Origin of the sequence: Actinomycetospora succinea, from assembly GCF_004363095.1 — a bacterium.
GTDB lineage: Bacteria > Actinomycetota > Actinomycetes > Mycobacteriales > Pseudonocardiaceae > Actinomycetospora > Actinomycetospora succinea.
This window is the reverse complement of sequence record NZ_SNYO01000004.1, coordinates 24,016-44,689: the sequence shown is the minus strand read 5'-3', so window position 1 is coordinate 44,689 and position 20,674 is coordinate 24,016. Positions and strand designations below refer to the sequence as shown.

Here is a 20,674-nt window from a genome sequence, read left to right as displayed (position 1 = left end):
CGTCGGGAGCGGGGCCTACCGTGACCCGGTGGCCCCGCTCCTGACGACGACGGACCTCGACGGGCTCGGCTCCGACGCCGTCCGCGCGCGGGACCCGCGCCCGTACGCCGACGAGCTGGTGTCCGCCGTCGACGAGGGGCGGCTCGCGGACCCCGAGGACGCGGGCTACGCGCTGAGCCTGGCCGCCGAGGCCCGCGAGCAGGCCGGCGACCACGACGAGGCCGTCGAGCTCTCGGCCCGCTCGGTCGCGGCCGGCGCGGGGACGCTCGACGCGTACTGGATCCACGGCGGCCACGCCGAGCGCCTGCTGCGCCTCGGGCGCGAGGACGAGGGCATGGCCGCGCTCACGACGCTGCGCCCCCTGTTGCTCCGCGAGCCCCGCGCGGTGCGGCCGATCAGCGAGGCGCTCACCGAGAACGGCCACGGCGAGATCGCCGAGCAGTGGCTCAGCGCGGCGATGATCACCGCGATCGAGCGCGAGGAGCGGCTCGCCGACGGGTCCGAGGGGCAGCTCGACGCCGCGGACCTGGTCGACGAGCTGCTCGGGCAGCGCCGAGCCGTCCGCGCCGACCTCGGGCTTCCGCCCGACGAGTACGACGCGCTGGCCGACGAGATCGACGCCGCCCCGGATCTGGTGTTCTTCCCGGAGACCGAGCTCGCCCGGCTCCTCGCCGCGCAGCCGGAGCTCGCCGACGAGTACGGGCGCGACTGGGACGCCCACCGCGCGCTCGTCGAGGGCGAGCTGCAGGCCGCGGACGCCGACGGCGAGGCCCTCGTGGTCGAGGTCGCCACATCCGCGCTGGTCACGGCGATGCTCGACGAGACGAGCGACGCCGACCCCGTCGGCCTCGCCCTCGCCTGGCCACCGGGCCGCAACGACCCGTGCTGGTGCGGGTCGCGGACCAAGTACAAGAAGTGCTGCCTGCCCCGCGGACGGGCGGAGGTCCCCGCACCCGCTGCGCCCGTGGAGCCGGCTCCGGCCCCGGTCGAGGTCCCGGCCCCGGTCGAGGCCCCGGCCCCGGTGTCGACATCGTCGGAGCGCGTGATCAAGCGCGGCACCGGCGCACGGAAGCGCGCTCGCTGACGTCCTCGACAGCGCGTGCCCGCGCCGGCACGGGCCGTGCGGAGGCTGGGAGTCCGGCGGGCGGAGCGGCACACTCGGCCGGTGGCCGATCACAGCACGGGGCGCCGGGCGGTGCGCTGGCTCCTGCGTCGTGACCCGGGGCTGGGCGCGTCCCGCCGCGCGCTGCGCGTCGGCCTCGTCGCCACCGTGGTGTTCATGGTCTGCCGGTACGCCTTCGGCAGCCCGACCGCGGCGACCTACGCGGTGTTCGGGGCGATCGGGTTCGGCGTGCTCTCGCAGGTCGTCGGGACGCCGCGGCAGCGCACACGCACGCTCGTCGGCTGCCTCCTCGTGGGGACGGTCCTGCTCGCCATCGGGACGCTGCTCGCGGGCAGCACGATCATGGCGTCGCTCGGGATGCTCGTCGTCGGCGTGGTCGTCGCGTTCATCGCGATCGGCGGACCGCGGCTCGCGGGCGTCGCCAACGGCCTGCAGCTGATCTACATCCTGCCGTCGTTCCCGCCCTTCGCCCCCGACACGCTGCCCGCGCGCGTGCTCGGCTTCGTGTTCGGGGTGGCGCTGCTCGCGCTCGCCGACCGCACGCTCTGGCCGCCCCGGCCCGTCGAGACCTACGGCTGCCGGGCGGCGGCCGCCGCCCGGGCGCTCGCCGACCTGCTCGAGACCGTCGGGGCCGGGGACACCGCCGCGCTGCCGGCCCGCCGCGCCGCGGCCACGCACGCCACCGACCGGCTGAAGCTCTCGGGGACGCCCTGGGAGGTCCGCCCGACCGGCCCGAGCCTCGAGGACCGCGGCCTGTCCCACCTCGGCGCCGCTCTGCGCGGGGTGCAGGGCCGCATCGACGCGCTCCTGGGCGCGGGCACGCCGCGGGTCCCGGTGGACGCCGGGCCGGCGCTCACCGCGACCGCGACGACCCTGCGCCGCACGGCCGACGCGCTCCGGGGACGGGGCACCGTGCCCGACAACGCCGACCTCGACGCCGAGCGCCTCGCCTACACCGAGCACCGCCTCGACTCGATCGCCGGGCTCGCCGACGGCGAGATGACGGCCGCCCACGCGCGCGCCGCCGTCGTGGTCGGCCAGACGCTCTCCGCCGTGCGCGTGGCCGTTCAGGCGGCGGACATCGTCGTGAACCCGCGCGGCCACTGCGCCCCGACCTCGGCGGAGCTCGCCTGGTGGGCCACCGCCCCGGCCCCGGCGCTGTGGTGGCGGCGGATCGACGCCCACCTCTCGCTGCGGTCGGTGTACCTGCAGAACGCGCTGCGCCTCGGCGTCGGGCTCGCGCTGGCCCGCCTCGTCGCCGGCGGGCTCGACCTGTCCCACGGGCTGTGGGTGCTGCTCGCGACGCTGACGCTCATGCGCACGTCGGTGACGTCGACGCGCGCCACGCTCCTGCCCGCGATCGCCGGGACGGCGCTGGGCGCGCTCCTCGCCGCGGGGCTGCTGGCGGTCGCGGGCCCGGAGACGGTCGTCTACGCGGTGCTGTTCCCGGTGCTGTGCGTGGTCGCGGTCGGCGCGGGCCAGGTGTTCGGGATGATCGCGGGGCAGGCGAGCTTCACCGTCCTCGTCGCCGTGCTGTTCGCCCAGCTCGCCCCGGCGGCGCCGTCGCTGGCGGGGGTGCGGCTCGTCGACGTGGCCGTCGGCGCGGTGATCGGGATCGGGGTCGGCGCGGCGGTCTGGCCCGCGGGCGGGCACGGCGAGGTGCGTCGCGACGCCGCCCGGTGCCTGCGCGCGACCGCCGCCCTCGTCGCCGCGTCGGCGTCGTGGCTCGCGGGGACCGGCTCTCGCCAGGACGTGGCGACGAACCTCAAGCCCGCCGAGCACTGGCTCCTGCTCTTCGAGGCGACGTTCCTGCAGTACCGCTCCGAGCGCCGCGCTCGCCACGAGGGCGACGTCGACTGGTTCGTCGTGCTCGGCGTCGTGCACCGCGCCGTCCGGACCGCGCGCACGTCCCTCGACGACCTCGACCCCGCCGCCCCGTGGCTCCCCGACCGCTGGCCCGACCTCGTCGACCGCCTGCGCGACGACGCCCGCGCCCTCGCCGACGGCTACGCGACCGTCGCCACCGCGCTGTCCGAGGGCCGCACCCCGGCCGCCGTGCTCGCCGTGCCCGAGGACTTCCTCGACCGCGCCCTGCGCGCCCTCGCCGCGGCCCCGGGTCGGCGCGAGCACCCGCGCGAGACGCTCCGGCTCGCCGACGCCTGGGGCCGCCTGGGCTGGCTCGCCGACGATCTCGCCGCGCTCGGCGTCGTCCTCGCCCCGGCCGTACCGTCGCCCCGCGCCGCCGCCCGGCGCCGGCGGCCGCAGCCGGCCTGACGGGCGTCAGGCGGACGGCACGCTCTCGTCCTGCGCCGCGGTCTCGTCCTCGGCCGCGCTCTCGTCCTCGTGGTCGAGGCGGGCGCGTCGTTGCTGCTCGCGGGTGCTGTAGGCGGCGGCGCGCACGTCCTCGGGAGCCGTGAGCCCCGACCCGACCGCGCCGGCGACGATGCCCATCGACGTCGCCATCGACGCGATCGCGACGTACGCCGCAGGACCGACCGGGTGCCCGACCGTCTCCGCCAGTGACGACGGCGGGATGACGACCGCCGCCGCGGACCCCGCCAGCGCCAGCAGCAGCGCGTAGCAGCAGACCACGCCGAGCACGATCGTCGACGTCGTCGCCGCGTTGTAGAGGTGCACTTCGTCGCGCAGCCGGCGCGACCGCGGGCGCTCCCAGAGCTTGTTGTCGGCGATCAGCCAGCTGCTCATCGCCGCGACCGCGAGCACCGCGATGAGCGCCAGCCGCCCCGGGCCCGCAGCGTTCGCGAGCTCCCAGATGTTCGAGTAGAAGATCCCGAACGCGGCACCGGCCGCCGCGGCGGCGAGCGCCGTGGACAGGCTCGGCACGAGGCGCCACGGCCGGTTGCTGCGCACCATCCCGGCGAGCAGGCGCAGGCGCCCCCGTGTCCCGCGCAGCGCGAGGTGGCTGTCGATGCCCTCGTGCTCCGAGGCGATCCGGCAGATCGGCGGCGCGAACAGGCCCCGCCGCGCGGGGCTCGCGACGGCCGACGGCTCCGCCAGGCCGTGCTCGAGCAGGTCGACGACGGCGGCGCGCAGCCGACGGCGCAGGGCGACCGCGCCCAGCGCCGGGACCGAGACGAGGCCGACCCCGTCGTCCGACCCGAAGTCGGACACGAGGGGCTCGGTGCCCGCCCGCCGCGGCAGGTCGGTGACGATGACGACGACGTCCCAGCCGTGCCGGCGCTGGTGCTCGCAGCCGGTGCGGAACATCGGCACGAGACCCTCGGAGTCCAGGCCGACCGGCCCCTCGGCCGTCTCGACCCGCCAGGCGCGTCCGGGCAGGTGGTGGGCGAGCAGCTCGGGGAGGTCGGCGGCGACCTGCTCGGCGAGCTTGGTCGGCAGGCCGGGGTCGGCGAGCAGGCCGACGGTGCGGGTCGGGGTGTCGGTGGTGGTGTCGGGCGCCTCCCGGGGTGGAGGCAGCGTGGACGTCATGGCAGATCTCTCCTGGCACGAACGGGGGAGATCGCGCGCAGACGACCGGGAGCAGCCGTGCACACCGGCACGGTGGGGAGGCCTCGGCCATCGTCGCGATCTCGGGAAGTGATGACGTCCCGCCACCATCTCGACGGGCCGAGGGGAGCGCGGTGATCGCGCTGTCCTGTCTCGCCCTCGGCGTGCCCGCCACGTCGCTCGTTCACACTCGCGGTGGCCCGACGATCCACGAGCATCAGTAGCGTCGCCGCGGTGCTAATCGAGACGTTGCCGATCGACCGGTGCGACGACGCTGTCGCGCTCTGGCACGCAGCGGGTCTGACCCGACCCTGGAACGACCCGGTCGCTGATCTCGCCCGGGCGCTCGACGGTCCGTCGTCGACGGTGCTCGCCGCCATGGACGACGACCGCACGCCCGACGAGCCCCTCCTGGGCACGGTGATGGTCGGTCACGACGGACACCGCGGCTGGGTCTACTACCTCGCCGTGACACCGCGCCGGCGGCGCCGCGGCATCGGACGGGCCCTCATGGTCGGCGCCGAGCGGTGGCTGACCGGACGTGTGCCGAAGCTGCAACTCATGGTGCGGACCGAGAACGCCGACGCAGCCGGGTTCTACCGACGACTCGGCTACACACGCTCCGACGTCCTCGTCCTCGCCCGCCGGATCGATCGCCCTGGCGTGAGCTGACCGCGAGCGCCCCGTGACCATGCCAGGACGCGGCCAGCGAGCCACGGAGCGTCCGACCCCGGGCAGCGTCGACGTCTCGACCAGAACGCTTCGGTTTCCGAAGCGTTCCGCGATCAGGTCGGGACCCGGGGTCGTCCGCCGGGACGGGGTCGTCGCTCGGTGTCGATGATCCAGGGCGGGGTGAACCACGGCCGACCGTTGATCATCTCGATGGTCCAGTGGCCGTGGTGGAGCAGCTGGTGGTGGTGCCGGCAGAGCAGGCACATGTTGTCCAATGCGGTCGCGCCGCGGTGCTGGAGCCATTCTCGGACGTGGTGGGCTTCGCAGCGTCGTGGTCTGCGGGTGCAGCCGGGGAAGGCGCAGCCGCCGTCGCGGTGGTTCAAGGCGCGGCGAATGGCATCGGGCGCGGTGCGTTGTGTGCGGCCGACGTCGAGGGGTTCTGATTTCGCGCCGAGGACCATGGGGATGATCTCGGCGTCGCAGGCCCACCGTCGGACCGTGGCGGCGTCGACGTGGTGCCCGGAGTCCAGCGCGTCGTAGCCGCCCTTGCCCTCCAGTGCCTCGCAGAGCCAGCGGTGGTCGATGGTGATCGTGAGCAGCGCGCGGCCGGGTCGCTCGGTCCAGCCCTTCTCCGTGGTGGCGCGGCGGGGTTCGGGGATCAACGCCAACGGCGCCTCGCCCGATGCCTCGCCCGGTGCATCGCCGCCGTCCGCCTCGCCGCCGTCCGCCTCGCCGTCGTCCGTCGCGCCGTTGCCGGCTTCCTCGCTGGCCTGGGCGTCGCTCGAGTCGGTGCCGGCGGAGCGGTCCTCTTCGTCGGTCGCATCGGCGGCAGCGTCGGTGTCGTGCTGTTCCTTGCGGGCGTCGGTGGCGAGACCATTCGGGCCACGGGCGTCCTGGGTGAGGTCCTTGAACGCATCGGCTTGGCGCCGTTCCAGGGAGCGTTCGTCGTCCGCCCCGGCTCGCTCGGACAGGACTCCGAACACCTCGACCGCGGCTTCGGCGTCCAGGGGGTCGTGCAAGGTGCCCTTGAACACCAGCGAGCCGTCCTTGCGGCGCAGGAACCGCAGTTCGTCGCGGGTGTTCTCGCCCTCGGGTGGGGCGGCGCCGTCGGGGTCGTAGCCGTCGATGAACGCCTTGGCGAGCTGGCGCAGCACCCGCGGCGCGAACACCTGCGCGTGCCCCGCCAGGGCCTTCTCCACCCCAGCCAGCTCATCCGGCGGCGGCGGGGACGCCAGGCCCGCGAGGTGGGCCATCGTCTCCCGGATGATCTTCACATGCTGCGGGTCGACCATCCCGGCAGCCAGCGCAGCACCCGTGCACGGCAACCGCGCCGGCAGCGGCTCCCCCAGCAACGAGGAGCGGGCGCACAGGTCCGCCGCTTCCGCGACGAGCCTCTTGGCATCGGGGTAATCGAGGTTGTCCCGGTCGGCGATCAGCGACTCGGTCGACCGGTAACCGTGGTCCACCGCGATCCCGAGATCGGCGATCTCGGCCACCTTCTGGAGGCGGCGGAAGTAGGCCCGGCGTTGAGCGATCATCTCGGTGCGAGCACCGTCGAGCGCGTCGCGCTCGCCCTGCCCGACCCGGCGTTCGCTCATGTGTTCGAATATAGCGCCGACCCCCGACAACGCCGGTCCCGTTCGCTGAGACCGTCTCAGTTCGCCGCGAACGCACCCGCCCGGAGCACCGGGACGGCCGTCCCGAGATCGATCTCCGCGGCGACGTCGACGTAGTGCGGGAACCCGAGGTCGTCGAGCTCCCGCCCGCTGGCACAGGCGTGGAGCGCCGCGGGGAGGTCGCCCTCGACGTCGTCGAAGGCGGCGGCTGCCGACCGGGCCTCCGGCGTCAGGGTGACGTCTCCGCCGGCGACGAGGCCGCTGATCACCGCACCAGCACCCCAGAGGTCCTCGACAGCGGGACGCAGGCTGCCGTCCGACCGCCGCTCGCCGGCCGCGACCACGGCGACGACCGGGTCGCCCCCGAGGGCCCGCAGCCACCGGGCGACCGCGACCCGGTTGCGCAGGCTCGCACCCACGACCGGCACGCCACGCTCGGCCAGCGTCGCGCTGATCGTCGAGCCGTTCGGTGACGGCAGCACGAGCCGGCGCAGCACCGGGGCAGCCCGGATCGTCGCCGGCGACAGGCTCACCTGCCCCGGCCCGGCCTCCGCCCGCCGGACGGCGAGCACGGCGTCGCGGGACCGGGCGAGCTCCCGGGCGTGGTCGTCGACGCGAGCCCAGGGCCACACCTCGACCCCCCGGTCGGCGGCGACGCTCAGGCAGGTGGTGAAGCTGAGCACGTCGACGACGACCGCGACGTCGCACCCGGCGGTGACCGCCGCGGCGCCGACCGGTCCCCACTCGAGCCGCACCGAGAGGCTCACCGCGTCTGCGTCGGCAGGCAGACCACCGCGTCGTACCCCGCCGCGACGTCGACCGGGATGTGGGTCGTCGCGTGCCGGATGCTGGTCGGGCCGGGGGCACCGCGCGCCGGGCGCAGGTCCAGCACTACCGGCTCCGCGCCGAGCCCGGCGTCCACGACCGCCTCTTCCACACTGCCGGACGCCGGCTCCCCCAGCGGCTCGGACGACAGCACGATCCCGTGCCGCGCCGTCTCGTCGAGAGCGAGCCCGGTCGTCGACCCGCCCACCGCCGTCAGCCCCACGACCACGTAGTCCTCGCCGTAGGCCTCGGCGAGCAGCGTCCCCGCCGACGGCGCGCTCACCCCCGGCATGAACGCGAAGGGGACGCGCTGGGCGTGCCCGTTGTGCAGCAGCAGCACGACCTTCTCCCCGGATGCGCGCAGGAACCGCGCGGTCTCGGCCATGTACGCGTCGCGCGACGACACCACGCGCGCCGGCGGGTCCGGCGCGAAGAGCACCGCGAACTCGCGCAGCTGCTCGTCGAGGCGCAGCGCCCCGAGCGCGAGGTGCCGGGCGAGGTCGTCGCCGGAGGCCGCCAGGAACAGCCGCGCCGATGCCGCGGTCGCCGCGTCCTGCGCCGCGACCGAGAGCCCCGACCACCGCCCGGGCGCGAGCCCGTTGTTCGCCGACGCGTACGCCGCGGTCGCCTCCAGCGCCCGGTCGACCACCTCCGGCGGGACGAGATCCCGCAACCGCCGCAGCGCCGGCTCCGGCGACCCGCCCGACCCCGGGATGTCCAGCCCGGCGACGCGCACGGACCCGCCGCCGGCCGCGAACGACCGGAGCGCATGCACCAGCGAGCGCATCTCGGCGTGGTCCCCCGCGCGGAACGTGAAGCCGTCGCGCGCCACGTCGTCCCACGCCCCATCAGCACCCTGCACCCACGCGTCGACCAGCGCGCCCTCGGCGAACCCGGACTCCATCGCCACCACCCCGAACCCCCGCTCGCGCACGAGGTGCAGCACGAGCCGCTCGCGGAGCTCGCCGAACTCGCGGACGCCGTGGTTGTTCTCGCCGATCGCGACGAGGGGCGCGTCGCCGACGATCTCGTCGAGGGCGGCGGAGTCGTCGACGGACCGCGGACGCACCGCGGGAGGGAGTGTCACGGCCCCAGGATCCCCGGCACGTCGACCCGATTCCGGCCACCCGGAGGTCCAGCTTTCAACCGTTCGGGTGGCGTGGCGCACGACCGTTAACGACGGGGCCCTCCCCCGCGACGACCAGGCATCACGTTCCATCGGGGGAGCGTCGGGGATTCGTCGGGGGATGACATGAGCGTTCTGGCTGCTGTGGGTGCTGTCGGTGTCGGTGCCGCTGCGTGGGTGGCCACGCCGCTGGTGGGCATGGCCCGCCGCGGGACGCGCGACCAGCAGACCGTCGCCGCGTGGCGCGAGGAGGCCGACCGCGCGGCCGCCGTGCAGCGCGCCCGCCGTCGCAGCGCGATCGTCGCGAGCATCCCCATGCAGCGCCGTCAGAACAGCGACGCGCCGGCCACGCCGGCGCAGCGCCGCTCGCCCCTCGCGAGCTGAGCACGCCGAGCCCCTCGCGAGCCGCGCACGCCGACCACGCCGAGCCCCTCGCGAGCCCGCCCGCGACGCCCGAGTAGCGTCCGGCGCCCGACCGGGAAGACCGGTCGGAGCGATCCGGGGGGGTTCGCCGATGTCGTCACGCAGGACGTGGGTCGTCCTCGTTCTCGCCGCCGCGGTGGCGGCCGGCTGCAGCTCGCCGCCGGCTCCACCGGAGCCGACGCAGCCGGTGCCGGCCGCGCAGGCCCGCGACGCCGCACCGTCGGAAGGTCCGACGGCGGATCCGACGACCTTCGCCGACGCCCAGCTGGCGGCGACGGCCGACACGCTCGCGCCTCCGGCCTACCCGGTCCGCACGAACCCGGACGGGACGTGGCTGACCAAGGAGGCCGACGACTGGACCGCCGGCTTCCTGCCCGCGGCCCTGTGGCGGGTCTACGAGCGCACCCAGGATCCTGCGTGGCGTGAGCGCGCCGAGCGCTGGCAGGCGCCGCTGGCCGCGGAGACGACGCACGACGACACCGACCTCGGCTTCAAGATGTTCATGACGTTCGCGGTCGACCACCAGCTCACCGGCGACGAGGGCGCCAAGCAGACCGCGCTCGCCGCGGCGGACACGCTGGCCGCGAGGTTCAACCCCACCGTCGGCATGATCCGCGTCTGGGACGACCGCGACGACGAGGAGAAGTACCAGGTCAACATCGACGCGATGATGAACCTGGAGCTCCTGTACTGGGCCGCGCAGAACGGGCGCCCGCAGTACGCCGACATCGCGAACCGCCACGCGGACCGCACGATGCGCGACCTCGTGCGCCCCGACGGCAGCACGTCGATGTTCGGCGGCTACGACCAGCGCACGGGCGCCCTGCAGCGCACGTACACGATGCAGGGCTTCCGCGACGACTCGACGTGGGCGCGCGGGCAGGCGTGGGCCGCCTACGGGTTCGCCATGGCCTACCGCTACACGCGGAACCCGGCGTATCTCGACACCGCGCACCGCACCGCCAACTGGTTCCTCGGCCACCTGCCGCCCGACCGCGTCCCCTACTGGGACTTCGACGTCCCGCAGGCGCCGCCCGAGCCGCGCGACACCTCGGCGGCCGCCGTCACCGCGAGCGCGCTGCTCGCGATGAACGAGCTGGACGCCGACCCGGGTCGGAAGTCCGCCGACGTCGACGGCGCCCGCGGGATGCTGGCGTCGCTGTCGTCGCCCGCCTACCTGGCGCGCGACACCCCGTTCCGCTCGATCCTGCTGCACGGCACGCAGAACCTGCCCGAGGGCCAGCAGGACTCCGGGATCCTGTTCGGCGACTACTACTTCGTCGAGGCCCTGAACCGCTGGGCGCGCCAGGTCGGGCCGACCGCCCAGCTCGGCACGGGATAGCAGCGCTAGAAGTTGCCCTTCACCGACCACCCGCCGTCGACGGGGTAGGTCAGGCCGGTGAGGAACGCGCCCTCGCGGAAGAAGTAGGCCACCATCGACGCGATCTCCTCCGGGCGCCCGAGGCGGCGGATCAGGTGGGCGTCGGCGTTGGCCTGCTTCATCTCGGGCGTGATGTCGGCGAGGATCGGCGTGTCGATCGTCCCCGGCGCGATGGCGTTGATCAGCACGTTCCGGCCCGCGTACTCGAACGCCGCCTGCCGGGTCAGCGCCGCGACGCCGCCCTTGGCCGCCGAGTAGGACGCCAGGTTCGGCAGCCCGCGCAGCGCCGCGAGCGACGAGATGTTGACGATCCGCCCGCCCCCGCGCTCGATCATCCCGGGGATCACGGCGCGCATCCCGAGCCACGGGCCCTTGAGGTCGGTCGCGATGACCTCGTCCCAGGCCTCCTCGGTGAGCCCGGTGACGGTGTCCTCGCTCAGCAGGTTGACGACGCCGGCCACGTTGGCGAGCAGGTCGACCCGCCCGAACGCACCCTCGACGTCGGCGACGGCGTCGGTCCAGGCGTCGCCACGGCGAACGTCCACCCAGACGGCGCGGGCGGTGCCCCCGTCGGCCTCGATCTGCTTGACGGTGTCGGCGGTGTCCTGGATGTCGGCGCAGGCGACGTGCGCGCCCTCGGAGCCGAGGCGCAGGGCGGTGGCGCGGCCGATGCCCTGCGCGGCGCCGGTGACGAGGGCGACCGAGCCGGCGAGCGACGCGGTGCGGGGATCGGGGACCGAGGTCACGGGTTACCTCCCGGGGACGGGGACGACGACCCCAGTCGACCCGCGCCCCCGCCTCCCCCGACAGGACCGGACCACGCGGCGGTTGGAGACCGCCACAACCTCACGGCGCCTCGCGGAACCACCCGGCGAGCTCGAGGATCTGGAACGCCACGCGGGCGATGAGCAGCGTGTCCAGCGCCGCCGGGTCCTTGCCGGTGATCTCCCGGATGCGGCCGAGGCGGTAGCGCACGGTGTTCTCGTGGACGCCGAGGTCGGCGGCCGCGCGCTGCACCCGGGCCTCGGCGGCGAGGAACGCCCGCCAAGTCGGGAGCAGCGCCCCGTCGGCGCCGTCGTGGTCGCGCACGGGCCGCACCAGCTCGTCGGCGAACCGCACGGCCTCCTTCACCCGCCCGCTGGACACGACGACGCGGAACAGGCCCAGCTCGTCGACGGTGACGACGCGGCGCGACCAGCCGAACGACCGCGCCAGCTCCTCGATCTCGCGCAGCTCCCGGTGGGCGCGCGGGAACTCCTCCGGCCCGCGGCACACCGCCGACACCACCCCGCCGCGGATGCGCACCCGCAGCACCAGGGCGTCGGCGACGGCGGCGACGTGCGCGCGGACCTCGTCGGGCGTCGCCGACCCGAGCCGCACGAGCACGACCACCGCGCCGGGCAGCGTCGTCGCGGGCGGCTCGTCGGTGCCCAGGCGCAGCGCGAGGTCGCTGACGACCAGCCGGCGCGCGACCGACGCGTGCGGGTGGCCCTCGCCGCTCTCCACCGTCAGCCGGACGAGGACGTGCGGCTCGGTGAGGTCGACGCCGAACGGCAGGCCGCGGCGGGCGAGCTGGGTGACGTCGCGGTGGTTGTTGAGCAGGTCGGAGAGGAAGTCGTCGCGCGCCTGGCCTTCGGCCTCGATCTGTCGCCGCTCGGAGAGCACCTGCAGCGCGAGGACGGTGGCGCCGCGCTCGGCGAGCTTGGTGTCGAGGTCCCCGAGCGCCCGCCCGGCCTCGACGACGGCGAGGTAGCCGCTCGGGCGCCCCTCCACGATCAGCCGGCAGACGACGTGGCGGCGGCCCAGCCCGGTCAGCGACGACGGCTCGAGCACCGTGCTCGGCCGCGCCGCCGAGAGATCTGCCAGCGCCGTGCGCAGCGCGGGACGGTCGCGGGCCCGCTCGCCGACCGACGGCGGGCCGGCGCGCAGCGCGCTCGGCGCGGTCCAGGTCATCACCGCGAAGTCCTCGTCGAGCAGGGCGACCGGGGCGCCCGCGAGGTCGGAGAGCAGCTCGACGACGGCGCGGATGTCGGCGCCCTCGAGGACGGCGCCGGTGAGCTTCGCGTGCACGTCGGCGAGGAACTCGAGCATGCGCTTCTGGCGGTCGAGCTCCTCGGCCTGCGCGGCGAGCCGGGCGGCCTGCAGCGCCTGGCGGACGACGAGCGCGGCGAGGCCGCCGAACAGCTCGCCGAGGGCGACCTCGTCGTCGGTGTACTCGTGCTCGCGGGCGACGTTGTCGACGAAGATCAGCCCGATGACGTCGCCGTCGAACACCAGCGGCACGCCGAGCATCGCCCGCACGCCCCAGTGCTCCATCGTGCGCCGGTGCGGGCGGGGGTCGTTGCGGACGTCGCTGATCAGCACCGGGGCGCCGCTGCGGATGACCTCGCGGCTGAAGGCGTCGCCCGGGATGCCGGCCTCCTGGGCCTGCACGGCGGCGCTGATGTTGCCGTCGTCGCCGCACCAGCCCGCGGCGCCGCGGAACCGGCCGTCGTCCTGGCGCATGTAGACCGAGCACCGGCCGACCCCGAGCAGGTGGCACAGCTTCTGCCCGACGAGCGCGAGCAGGTCCTCGAGGCGGGTGGCGGTGATGGCCTCGGTGGTGATGTCGGCGAAGGCGGCGATGACCTCGCGCTCGCGCGGGCCGGAGTCCGGATCCGGGCGCGCGACGGCGAGACCACCCATCCCGGTACCGCCTCCCCGTCGACGCGCCCGCAGGCCGAGTGTGCCCTGCGGGACGCGCCGAACGGGAGGGGTCACTGCGCGTCAGACAGCCGCCGGGGTCTTCGTCCGCATCTTGTGCAGCTCGGGCACGACCTTCTCCCCGAACAGCTTCATGCTCGCGTGCACCTTGTCGTAGGGCAGGCCGGCGTAGGAGAAGGCGAGGTTGGCCATGAAGTCGCCGACGGCGTCGCGCCGCTCCTCGTACTTGCCGATGATCTGCTCCGGCGTGCCGTAGACGTTGGCGTCGACGTAGGCGCTCGCCGCGGTCTCCATGCCCGCCTCGCGGATCATGTCCGCCCCGACCTGGTACGCCTCGTAGCCCGGGGTCTCGCGCCAGTGCGAGCCGGCGAAGTCGTAGTGCTTGATCACCGACAGGAAGTACCGCGAGATGTACTCGTGGGCGACGGCCTTCGCCTCGTCCGGGTCCTCGTGGCAGTAGGTGAAGTCCTGGAGCAGCGGCGGGCCGGGCTCGGTGCCGTGGTGCTCGCGGTGCAGCCCGCGCCACCGGTCGATCGCCTGGGCGTGCGTGGCGATGTCGTACTGCATGAACGTCATCATCTGCACGGGCAGCGACGCGATCGCCGGGATCGAGTCGGGCGACATCGCGACGCCGAACAGGCGCCCGTCCAGCGAGCGGCTCGGCCCGGGCCGGACGGCGGTTCGCGGCTGGTGGTAGTGGGTCCCGTCGTGCTCGACGATGCCGTCCTGCAGCCCCTTGATGATCATCGGGGCGGCCTCGTCGAAGCGCCCGCGGGCCTCCCCCATGTCGACGCGGAAGGCCTCGTACTCCATCTTCGCCAGGCCGCGGCCCATGCCGAACAGCACGCGCCCGTTCGACAGGTGATCGAGCATGATCACCTTCTCGATCACCCGCAGCGGGTCGTTCCACGGCAGGATCACCGCGCCGGTGCCGAGCTTGACCCGCTCGGTGCGCCCGGCCAGGTACGACATGATCTGCAGGTTGTCGGGACACATCGAGTAGTCGTCGAAGTGGTGCTCGGCCGACCACACGGAGTCGAAACCGTACTGCTCGGCGAGCACCCCGAGCTCGGCGTCCCCGCGGAACACCTCCTCGTCGGTCTTGTCTGCGAACCAGTTCTGGAAGACGAGCAGGACGCCGACGTCCATGGGTGTACCTCCTGAGTGCGGGTGAAAGATCAGCCGAGGAAGATCGCGCGCGTGTGCTCGGTGTCGAGGTACTCCTTGACGCGGCGGATGCGGCCGTCGGAGAGCTCGAAGACGAAGTGGTAGTGGTTGTTGTAGACGCGGCCGTTGGTGAGCTCGGCGTACGACTCGGTCTCGGCGGCCACCCGGTCGCCCTCGGCCGTCAGCGCCTTCGGGGTCAGGCCGATCGCGCCGGTCGTCGACAGCGTCGAGAGGCCGGCGAGCATCTCGCCGAACGCGGCCTTGTCCTTCTCCCCCGAGATCCCCTCGATCGTCCCCGCGACCCACCACGTCGCGTCGTCGGTGAGGAACGCGAGGATCGCGTCGACGTCGCCCCGGGAGAACACCTCCATGAACTCGGTGACGACGGCCTTGTTGGCGGCTTCCTTGCTCTGCGTCGCGGTGCTCATGTCCCGGACGCTAGGAACGACGTCCGGGCGACGGAACGTCACGACCTCGTCACCGTTGGAGGTCCGCACAAGGGCGCTCATCCGGTCCCGCCGAACGTCGCCATCAGCCCGCCGTCGACGGGCACCACGGCGCCGGTCATGTAACTCGCGCCCGCCACGGCCACGACGACGTCGGCGATCTCCTCGGCGCTGCCGGTCCGCCCGGCGGGGATCGCGGCGACGATCCGGCTCCGGGCCGCGCTCGAGAGGCCGGCGGTCATCGCGGTGTCGACGAAGCCCGGCACGACGAGGTTGACGCGCACCCCCGCCGGCGCGAGCTCGACCGCCAGCGACTTCGTCAGCCCCGCCAGGCCCGCCTTCGCCGAGGCGTAGGCGCTGTCGCCCGGGAAGCCCCGGAACCCGACGACCGCGCCCACGTTGACGATCGCGGCGCCCTCGGCGAGGTGGGGCACCGCGGCGTGGCAGACCTCGTAGGCGCCGGTGAGGTTGGTCGCGAGCACCTCGTCCCAGCGGCGCCGCGCGAGGTCGGCGATGCGCCCGCCGCGGTGCACCCCCGCGCAGTTGACGACGACGTCGAGGCCCCCGAGGTGCTCGCGCGCCCGGGCGAGCGCGTCCTCGACCGCCGCGCCGTCGGTGACGTCCGTGGGGATCTCCAGGACGTCGTCGGACGCGTACGGCTCGTCGGCCGGCGTGCGGGCGAGGACGGCGACCGCCCCGCCCGCCTTCGCGACGTGGTCGACGACCGCCCGCCCGATGCCCCGGGTCCCCCCGGTGACCAGCCACCCCCGGGTCACGGTCACCGGCCCGTCGAGGCCAGGAAGGTCCGCAGCTCGGCGAGGTAGGCGTCGCGTTCCTCGAGGTGCGGGGCGTGGCCGCTGGCGTCGAACGGGACGAGGCGCGCGTCCGGGTACAGGTCGACCGCGGCCTCGGCGCCCGAGAAGGCGACGAAGCCGTCGTTGCGCCCGTGCAGGAGCAGGACGGGCACCTCGAGCGTGCTGATCGTCTTGCGCTGGTCGAGGCCGGCGAGGTCGCGGATGGCCTCGTCCCCGCGCGGCCCCATCTCCATGAACATGCCCCACATCCAGTCGATCACCTCGGTGCTCACCGGCACCGCGCACACCGCCTGGGCGACGCCCTTGAAGGTCGTCGCGCGGTCCGCGGCGGCGCCCGCGAGCACGGCCTCGACGTCGTCGACGGTGCCGCCGTGCGGCCAGTCGGGCGCGGCGGTGTAGCGCGGCGTCGCGCCGCCGGTGAGGACGAGCCCGCCCGCGTTCGCGCCCAGCCGGGCGACGGCGTCGACGGCCACCGCGCCGCCCAGCGACCACCCGTTGACGACCGGGCGCTGCAGCCCGAGGTGCTCGCAGAGCCGCGCGACGTCGGAGCCCATCGCGGCGATCGAGACGTCGACGAAGTCGTTGTCGGAGCGCCCGTGGGTGCGCGAGTCGAGCAGCACGACCTCGTGCCCGTCCGCCCGCAGCGCCGGCGCGATGGTGTCCCACGCGCGCGCCGTGACACCCCAGCCGTGCACGAGCACCACCGGCTGCTTCTCCCCGGCGTGGTGCTCGAAGTAGATCCGCCGGCCGTCCTCGACCTCGAGGTGTGCCACGTCGTCCTCCTGCTGCTGGTCGTACGTGAGCGGAATTCCCGGCGATAGCCGGGAATTCCGCTCACATGGGGCTCGTGCTCGGTGGAACCTAGGAAGGGGCCGGGGACACCGGGGAGGAGTCGGCGGCGGTGGCGTTGTGGCTTCCTCCAACCCCACCCGCGAGCCGTTCGCGCAGCCCGCGCTTGTCGACCTTCCCGACGCTCGTGCGCGGCAGGGCGTCGACGACCTCGACGCGGTCGGGGCGCCACCACCGCGGCACGCGGCCGTCGAGGGCGGCGAGGACGGCGTCGGGGTCGAGGGCGCCGTCGGCCACCACGACCGCGACCGGCCGCTCCTGCCAGCGCTCGTGCGGCACCGCGACCACGGCGACGTCCGCGACGCCCGGCGCCTCGAGCAGGGCCGCCTCGAGGGCCAGCGAGCTGATCCACTCGCCGCCGCTCTTGATGAGGTCCTTGGTCCGGTCGACCACGCGCAGCCGCCCCTCGGCGTCGATCGTCGCGACGTCGCCGGTGCGCAGCCAGCCGTCGACGAACGCCTCCGGCCGCTCGCCGCGGTAGTAGCTGCTCGCGACCCACGGCCCGCGCAGGAGCAGTTCCCCGCGGGAGACGCCGTCGTGCGGCACCGTCGCGCCGTCCTCGTCGACCAGGCGCCACTGCAGGCCGGGCAGCAGGCGCCCCTGCATCTGGATCTGCGCGTACCGCTCGGCCGGCGGAGCGTCGGGATCGGGGCGCGAGAACGTCGCCATCGGCGAGGTCTCGGTCATCCCCCAGCCCTGGAACGCCGGGACGCCGAGGTCCTCCTCGATCGCGCGGATCAGCTCGCGGCTCGGGGTCGAGCCGCCGAGCACGAGGGCGCGCAGGCTGGTCAGGTCGGCGCCGGTGCGGCGGGCGTGCGCGACGAGGTCGACGGCGAGGGTCGGGACCATGCCGAGGTAGGTCGCGCGCTCCCGTTCGATGATCGTCGCGACGTCGGCGACGCGCGGGGACGGCCCCGGCAGGATCTGGTCGGCGCCGGCCATGAGCGCGGCGAACGGGACGCCCCAGGCGTTGGCGTGGAACATCGCGACGAGGTGCACGACGCGGTCGCGGCGGCTGATCGCGTGCCCGTCGGCGAGCCCCGCGGCCATCGTGTGCAGGTAGAGCGCCTGGTGGGTGTAGCCGACGCCCTTGGGCGCGCCGGTGGTGCCGGTCGTGTAGCAGAGGGCGGCGAGGTCGTCGTCGCCGCGCGGCGGCGGGTCGTGCACGGGGTCGCCGCCGGCCACGAGGTCCTCGTAGCGCAGCTCCCCCGGCTCCGGGTCGCCGTCGAGGGCGACGACGCGCATGCCCGGCCGGGCCGCGCGGGCGGGCGCGGCCGCGGGGCGCAGGGCCGCGTCGAGGAACAGCAGGGTGTCGTCGGCGTGGTCGACGACGTAGGCGATCTCGGCGGGCTCGAGGCGCAGGTTCACCGTGTGCAGCACGGCGCCGGCCAGCGGCACGGCGAGGTACAGCTCGAGGTGGCGGTGGTGGTTGCCCGCCAGCGTCGCCACGCGGTCGCCCGGCCGGACGCCGAGCTCGCGCAGCGCCCCCGCGAGGCGGCGCACGCGCGCGTCGTACTCGCGGTAGGTGCTGTGGCGCACGCACGTGCCGTCGACGTAGTCGACGATCTCGCGGTCGGGGCTCTGGTCGCGGGCGCGGTCGAGGAACGTGGTGACGAGCAGGCTCACGCCATGGCTCCGGGCTTCGCCAGGCGCTGCTTCACGGCCGGCGCCACCTGCGTCGCGAGCAGCTCGACGCGCCGCGACCCGTGGTCGACGGACTCGCCGGGCAGCTGCGCCCAGAAGTGCACGTCGCGGATCTGGGGGCGCGCGGTGAGCATCGCGGTGAGCTCGTCGACCGCGGTCGCGGGGTCCCAGAGCGTGAACGCGCCGGCGGCGACGATCTGGTCGGGGTCGGCGAAGCGGGGCGTCGCGTCCGGCGGCCCGAACGCGCCCCAGGAGATGTAGGTGTTGAGCTGCTCGAGCACCAGCGGCCCGATCTCGGCCCACTCGCGCTCCGGGTCCTCGGCGATCAGCGCCCACTGCCCGGCGTAGATGCGGCCGTTCTCGCGGGGCGTGCCCTGGCGCTCCAGGGCGTCGAGGTAGACCTCGTGGTGGTGGTTCTGCGTGGACAGGAAGCCGTCCCCGATGCGCGCGACGCGCTCGATCGCCGGGTCGGCCATGGCGCCGACCAGCAGCTGCGGGGTCTGCTCGGGCACCGGCGTCACGGGCAGCGCCGGGAACCGGTAGCGCTTGCCCTCGTAGGGCTCGCTCGACCCGGACCAGGCGCGGCGGATGATCTCGACGCCCTCGGTGAGCAGGCTGGGACGGTTCTTGATGTTCTTGCCGAACGCCTCGAACTCGCGCACCCAGTAGCCCTGGCCCACCCCGAGGTCGAAGCGCCCGCCGGTGAGCAGCGAGACGGTCGCGGCGTCCTCGGCGAGCCGGATCGGGTCGTGCAGCGGCGACACGATGAGGTTCGTGCCGATCCGCATCCGCCGGGTCCGCTCGCCGATCGCGGCGGCGAGGGTGAACGGCGACGGCGTGTACCCGTCGTCGCAGAAGTGGTGCTCGGTGAGCCAGACCGAGTCGAGCCCGAGCTCCTCGGCCTGGGCGATCTGGTCGAGGGTCTGGCGGTAGAACGTGCTGAACGGCCGGTCCGGCACGGGGTTGCGGAAGTCGTACCAGAGCCCGAACGCCACCTCGCGGTTGTCCATGCGCCCGATGCTGGCGAGCCGACCGTCGCCCGCGGGACCTCCGGACCGCGTGCCCGTTGTGGACCTCTACAGAGGCGCCGCGACCATCGGGTGCTCCAGCTCGTCGGCGAACCGGGCCAGGGCGGCGGCGCGGCGCGTCGGGACGTGCTCGGTGGGGACCTCGGTCGGCGTGTAGTCGCGCAGCAGGCGCCGGGCGACGCTGACGCGGTGCACCTCGTCGGGACCGTCGTAGATCCGGGCGGCGCGCGCCCACCGGTACATCTGCTCGAGCGGCATGTCGGTGGTGAAGCCGAGCGAGCCGTGGATCTGCACGGCGCGGTCGAGGACGTCGTGCAGCACCTGCGCGCCGTGGTACTTGATCATCGCGATCTCCGTGCGGGCGGCCGGGGCGCCGACCTGGTCGATCCGCCACGCCGTGTGCAGCGTGAGCAGGCGCGTCGACTCGATCGCCGCGGCACTGTCGGCCACCCAGTTCTGCACCGTCTGCTTGTCGGCCAGCGGGCCGCCGTGCACCGCGATCGACACCGCGCGCTCGGCGAGCATGTCGAACGCGCGCCGGCAGACCCCGATCCAGCGCATGCAGTGGTGGATCCGCCCGGGGCCGAGACGGCGCTGCGCGAGCGTGAACGCCTCGCCCCGCCTGCCGAGCAGGTTGTCGGCGGGGATGCGCACGCCGTCGTAGACGACCTCGCCGTGCGCCCACACGGGGTTCTCGCCGCCGGGGTCGTTCATCAGCCCGAGGTCGCGCACCCGGATGCCGGGCGCGTCGCCGGGCACGAGCAGCATCGACATGCGGTGGTGCGGGTCGGCGTCGGGCTCGGTGACGGCGAGGACGATGTGCAGGTCGCCCCGCGAGGCGTTGCCGACCATCCACTTCCGCCCGGTGATGACCCACTCGTCGCCGTCGCGCTGGGCGCGGGTGGTGAACTGGCGCGGGTCGGAGCCGGTGCCCTGCTCGGTCATCGCGAACGCCGACAGGATGCGCCCGTCGAGCAGCGGGTCGAGCCAGCGCCGCTTCTGCTCCTCGGTGCCGGCCAGCGCGATGAGCTCGGCGTTGCCCGAGTCCGGCGCCTGGCAGCCGAAGACGAACGGCGCGAGCTCGCTGCGTCCCAGCACCTCGTGCAGCAGCCCGAGCTTGAGCTGGCCGAAGCCCTGCCCGCCGAGCTCGGGGTCGAGGTGCGCCGCCCAGAGGCCGCGCTCCTTGACCCGCTCCTGCAGAGGCGCAGCGAGCCGGCGGAACGCCGCGTGGTCCAGGTCGAGCACCTCCAGGGGATAGATCTCCTCCTCCAGGAAGGCGCGCGCCCAGTCGAGCTCCGCCGCGAACTCCGGCTCCGTCGAGAAGTCCCAGGCCATGGTGCGCGACGCTAGGGAGCCACCCCCGGAGCGGCGATGTGACGCGCGCCCGG

General features: G+C 74.6%; 18 protein-coding genes. 5 read left to right on the top strand and 13 right to left on the bottom strand.

Annotation, left to right across the window (positions count from 1 at the left end; translation table 11 throughout):
* Positions 1-28 precede the first annotated feature (28 nt).
* Complete coding sequence (locus EV188_RS15340; RefSeq protein ID WP_133827179.1) at positions 29-1,084, top strand: SEC-C domain-containing protein; 1,056 nt, start codon at positions 29-31, stop codon at positions 1,082-1,084.
* An 81-nt stretch (positions 1,085-1,165) separates the two neighbouring features.
* Positions 1,166-3,397 carry an FUSC family protein gene (locus EV188_RS15335; RefSeq protein ID WP_133827178.1) on the top strand — a complete coding sequence of 744 codons (2,232 nt, stop codon included), beginning with the start codon at positions 1,166-1,168 and terminating at the stop codon, positions 3,395-3,397.
* 6 nt (positions 3,398-3,403) lie between these two features.
* Here the strand turns inward: EV188_RS15335 and EV188_RS15330 are convergent, their stop codons facing one another.
* Positions 3,404-4,573 carry a hypothetical protein gene (locus EV188_RS15330; protein WP_133827177.1) on the bottom strand — a complete coding sequence of 390 codons (1,170 nt, stop codon included), beginning with the start codon at positions 4,571-4,573 and terminating at the stop codon, positions 3,404-3,406.
* A gap of 252 nt (positions 4,574-4,825) precedes the next feature.
* On the opposite strand from EV188_RS15330, the gene EV188_RS15325 reads away from it, so the two are divergent.
* Positions 4,826-5,263, top strand: a complete 438-nt coding sequence (locus tag EV188_RS15325; protein ID WP_208114216.1) for a GNAT family acetyltransferase — start codon at positions 4,826-4,828, stop codon at positions 5,261-5,263.
* 113 nt (positions 5,264-5,376) lie between these two features.
* On the opposite strand, the gene EV188_RS15320 is transcribed toward EV188_RS15325, so the two are convergent.
* The 3 genes from EV188_RS15320 to EV188_RS15310 are packed head-to-tail and all read right to left on the bottom strand — an operon-like array spanning position 5,377 to position 8,791.
* Positions 5,377-6,891 carry an HNH endonuclease signature motif containing protein gene (locus tag EV188_RS15320; protein ID WP_133827175.1) on the bottom strand — a complete coding sequence of 505 codons (1,515 nt, stop codon included), beginning with the start codon at positions 6,889-6,891 and terminating at the stop codon, positions 5,377-5,379.
* Positions 6,892-6,917: 26 nt separating this feature from the next.
* The gene (locus tag EV188_RS15315) at positions 6,918-7,646 is read right to left on the bottom strand and encodes a 2-phosphosulfolactate phosphatase (protein WP_243741728.1); all 729 of its coding nucleotides are present in this window, start codon (positions 7,644-7,646) and stop codon (positions 6,918-6,920) included.
* Positions 7,643-8,791, bottom strand: coding sequence for an erythromycin esterase family protein (locus tag EV188_RS15310; protein ID WP_243741727.1), 1,149 nt, complete (start codon positions 8,789-8,791; stop codon positions 7,643-7,645). The genes EV188_RS15315 and EV188_RS15310 overlap by 4 nt, the downstream gene beginning before the upstream one ends.
* 216 nt (positions 8,792-9,007) lie before the next feature.
* On the opposite strand from EV188_RS15310, the gene EV188_RS15305 reads away from it, so the two are divergent.
* On the top strand, positions 9,008-9,214 hold the full coding sequence (locus EV188_RS15305; RefSeq protein WP_133827173.1) for a hypothetical protein: 207 nt from the start codon (positions 9,008-9,010) through the stop codon (positions 9,212-9,214).
* A gap of 130 nt (positions 9,215-9,344) precedes the next feature.
* Positions 9,345-10,595: a glycoside hydrolase family 88 protein gene (locus EV188_RS15300; protein ID WP_133827172.1), complete on the top strand. Its 1,251-nt coding sequence runs from the start codon at positions 9,345-9,347 to the stop codon at positions 10,593-10,595.
* 5 nt (positions 10,596-10,600) lie between these two features.
* Here EV188_RS15300 and EV188_RS15295 read toward each other — a convergent pair whose 3' ends face one another.
* The 9 genes from EV188_RS15295 to EV188_RS15255 all read right to left on the bottom strand — a co-directional run bounded on the left by EV188_RS15295 (position 10,601) and on the right by EV188_RS15255 (position 20,621).
* Positions 10,601-11,380 (bottom strand): SDR family NAD(P)-dependent oxidoreductase, encoded by a 780-nt coding sequence (locus tag EV188_RS15295; protein WP_133827171.1) that lies wholly within the window; start codon positions 11,378-11,380, stop codon positions 10,601-10,603.
* A 100-nt stretch (positions 11,381-11,480) separates the two neighbouring features.
* Positions 11,481-13,319 (bottom strand): GAF domain-containing protein, encoded by a 1,839-nt coding sequence (locus EV188_RS15290; protein WP_133827170.1) that lies wholly within the window; start codon positions 13,317-13,319, stop codon positions 11,481-11,483.
* Between the two features lie 81 nt (positions 13,320-13,400).
* On the bottom strand, positions 13,401-14,486 hold the full coding sequence (locus EV188_RS15285) for an LLM class flavin-dependent oxidoreductase (RefSeq protein WP_133827169.1): 1,086 nt from the start codon (positions 14,484-14,486) through the stop codon (positions 13,401-13,403).
* 29 nt (positions 14,487-14,515) lie between these two features.
* A complete protein-coding gene (locus tag EV188_RS15280) occupies positions 14,516-14,932 on the bottom strand; it encodes a nuclear transport factor 2 family protein (protein ID WP_133827168.1) in 417 nt (138 codons plus the stop codon).
* Positions 14,933-15,009: 77 nt separating this feature from the next.
* A complete protein-coding gene (locus EV188_RS15275) occupies positions 15,010-15,732 on the bottom strand; it encodes an SDR family NAD(P)-dependent oxidoreductase (RefSeq protein WP_133827167.1) in 723 nt (240 codons plus the stop codon).
* A complete protein-coding gene (locus EV188_RS15270) occupies positions 15,729-16,538 on the bottom strand; it encodes an alpha/beta fold hydrolase (RefSeq protein ID WP_133827166.1) in 810 nt (269 codons plus the stop codon). The genes EV188_RS15275 and EV188_RS15270 overlap by 4 nt, the downstream gene beginning before the upstream one ends.
* Before the next feature lie 88 nt (positions 16,539-16,626).
* A complete protein-coding gene (locus EV188_RS15265; RefSeq protein ID WP_133827165.1) occupies positions 16,627-18,240 on the bottom strand; it encodes a long-chain-fatty-acid--CoA ligase in 1,614 nt (537 codons plus the stop codon).
* Positions 18,237-19,268 (bottom strand): LLM class flavin-dependent oxidoreductase, encoded by a 1,032-nt coding sequence (locus EV188_RS15260; RefSeq protein WP_133827164.1) that lies wholly within the window; start codon positions 19,266-19,268, stop codon positions 18,237-18,239. The genes EV188_RS15265 and EV188_RS15260 overlap by 4 nt, the downstream gene beginning before the upstream one ends.
* Before the next feature lie 66 nt (positions 19,269-19,334).
* Positions 19,335-20,621: an acyl-CoA dehydrogenase family protein gene (locus EV188_RS15255; RefSeq protein WP_133827163.1), complete on the bottom strand. Its 1,287-nt coding sequence runs from the start codon at positions 20,619-20,621 to the stop codon at positions 19,335-19,337.
* Between the last annotated feature and the right edge of the window lie 53 nt (positions 20,622-20,674).

What these genes read in the sequence shown, in the direction of transcription:
- EV188_RS15330 (WP_133827177.1), bottom strand. Translation starts at nt 4,573, where the DNA reads ATGACGTCCACGCTGCCTCCACCCCGGGAGGCGCCCGACACCACCACC.
- EV188_RS15255 (WP_133827163.1), bottom strand. Translation starts at nt 20,621, where the DNA reads ATGGCCTGGGACTTCTCGACGGAGCCGGAGTTCGCGGCGGAGCTCGAC.
- EV188_RS15260 (WP_133827164.1), bottom strand. Translation starts at nt 19,268, where the DNA reads ATGGACAACCGCGAGGTGGCGTTCGGGCTCTGGTACGACTTCCGCAAC.
- EV188_RS15300 (WP_133827172.1), top strand. Translation starts at nt 9,345, where the DNA reads ATGTCGTCACGCAGGACGTGGGTCGTCCTCGTTCTCGCCGCCGCGGTG.
- EV188_RS15285 (WP_133827169.1), bottom strand. Translation starts at nt 14,486, where the DNA reads ATGGACGTCGGCGTCCTGCTCGTCTTCCAGAACTGGTTCGCAGACAAG.
- EV188_RS15290 (WP_133827170.1), bottom strand. Translation starts at nt 13,319, where the DNA reads ATGGGTGGTCTCGCCGTCGCGCGCCCGGATCCGGACTCCGGCCCGCGC.
- EV188_RS15280 (WP_133827168.1), bottom strand. Translation starts at nt 14,932, where the DNA reads ATGAGCACCGCGACGCAGAGCAAGGAAGCCGCCAACAAGGCCGTCGTC.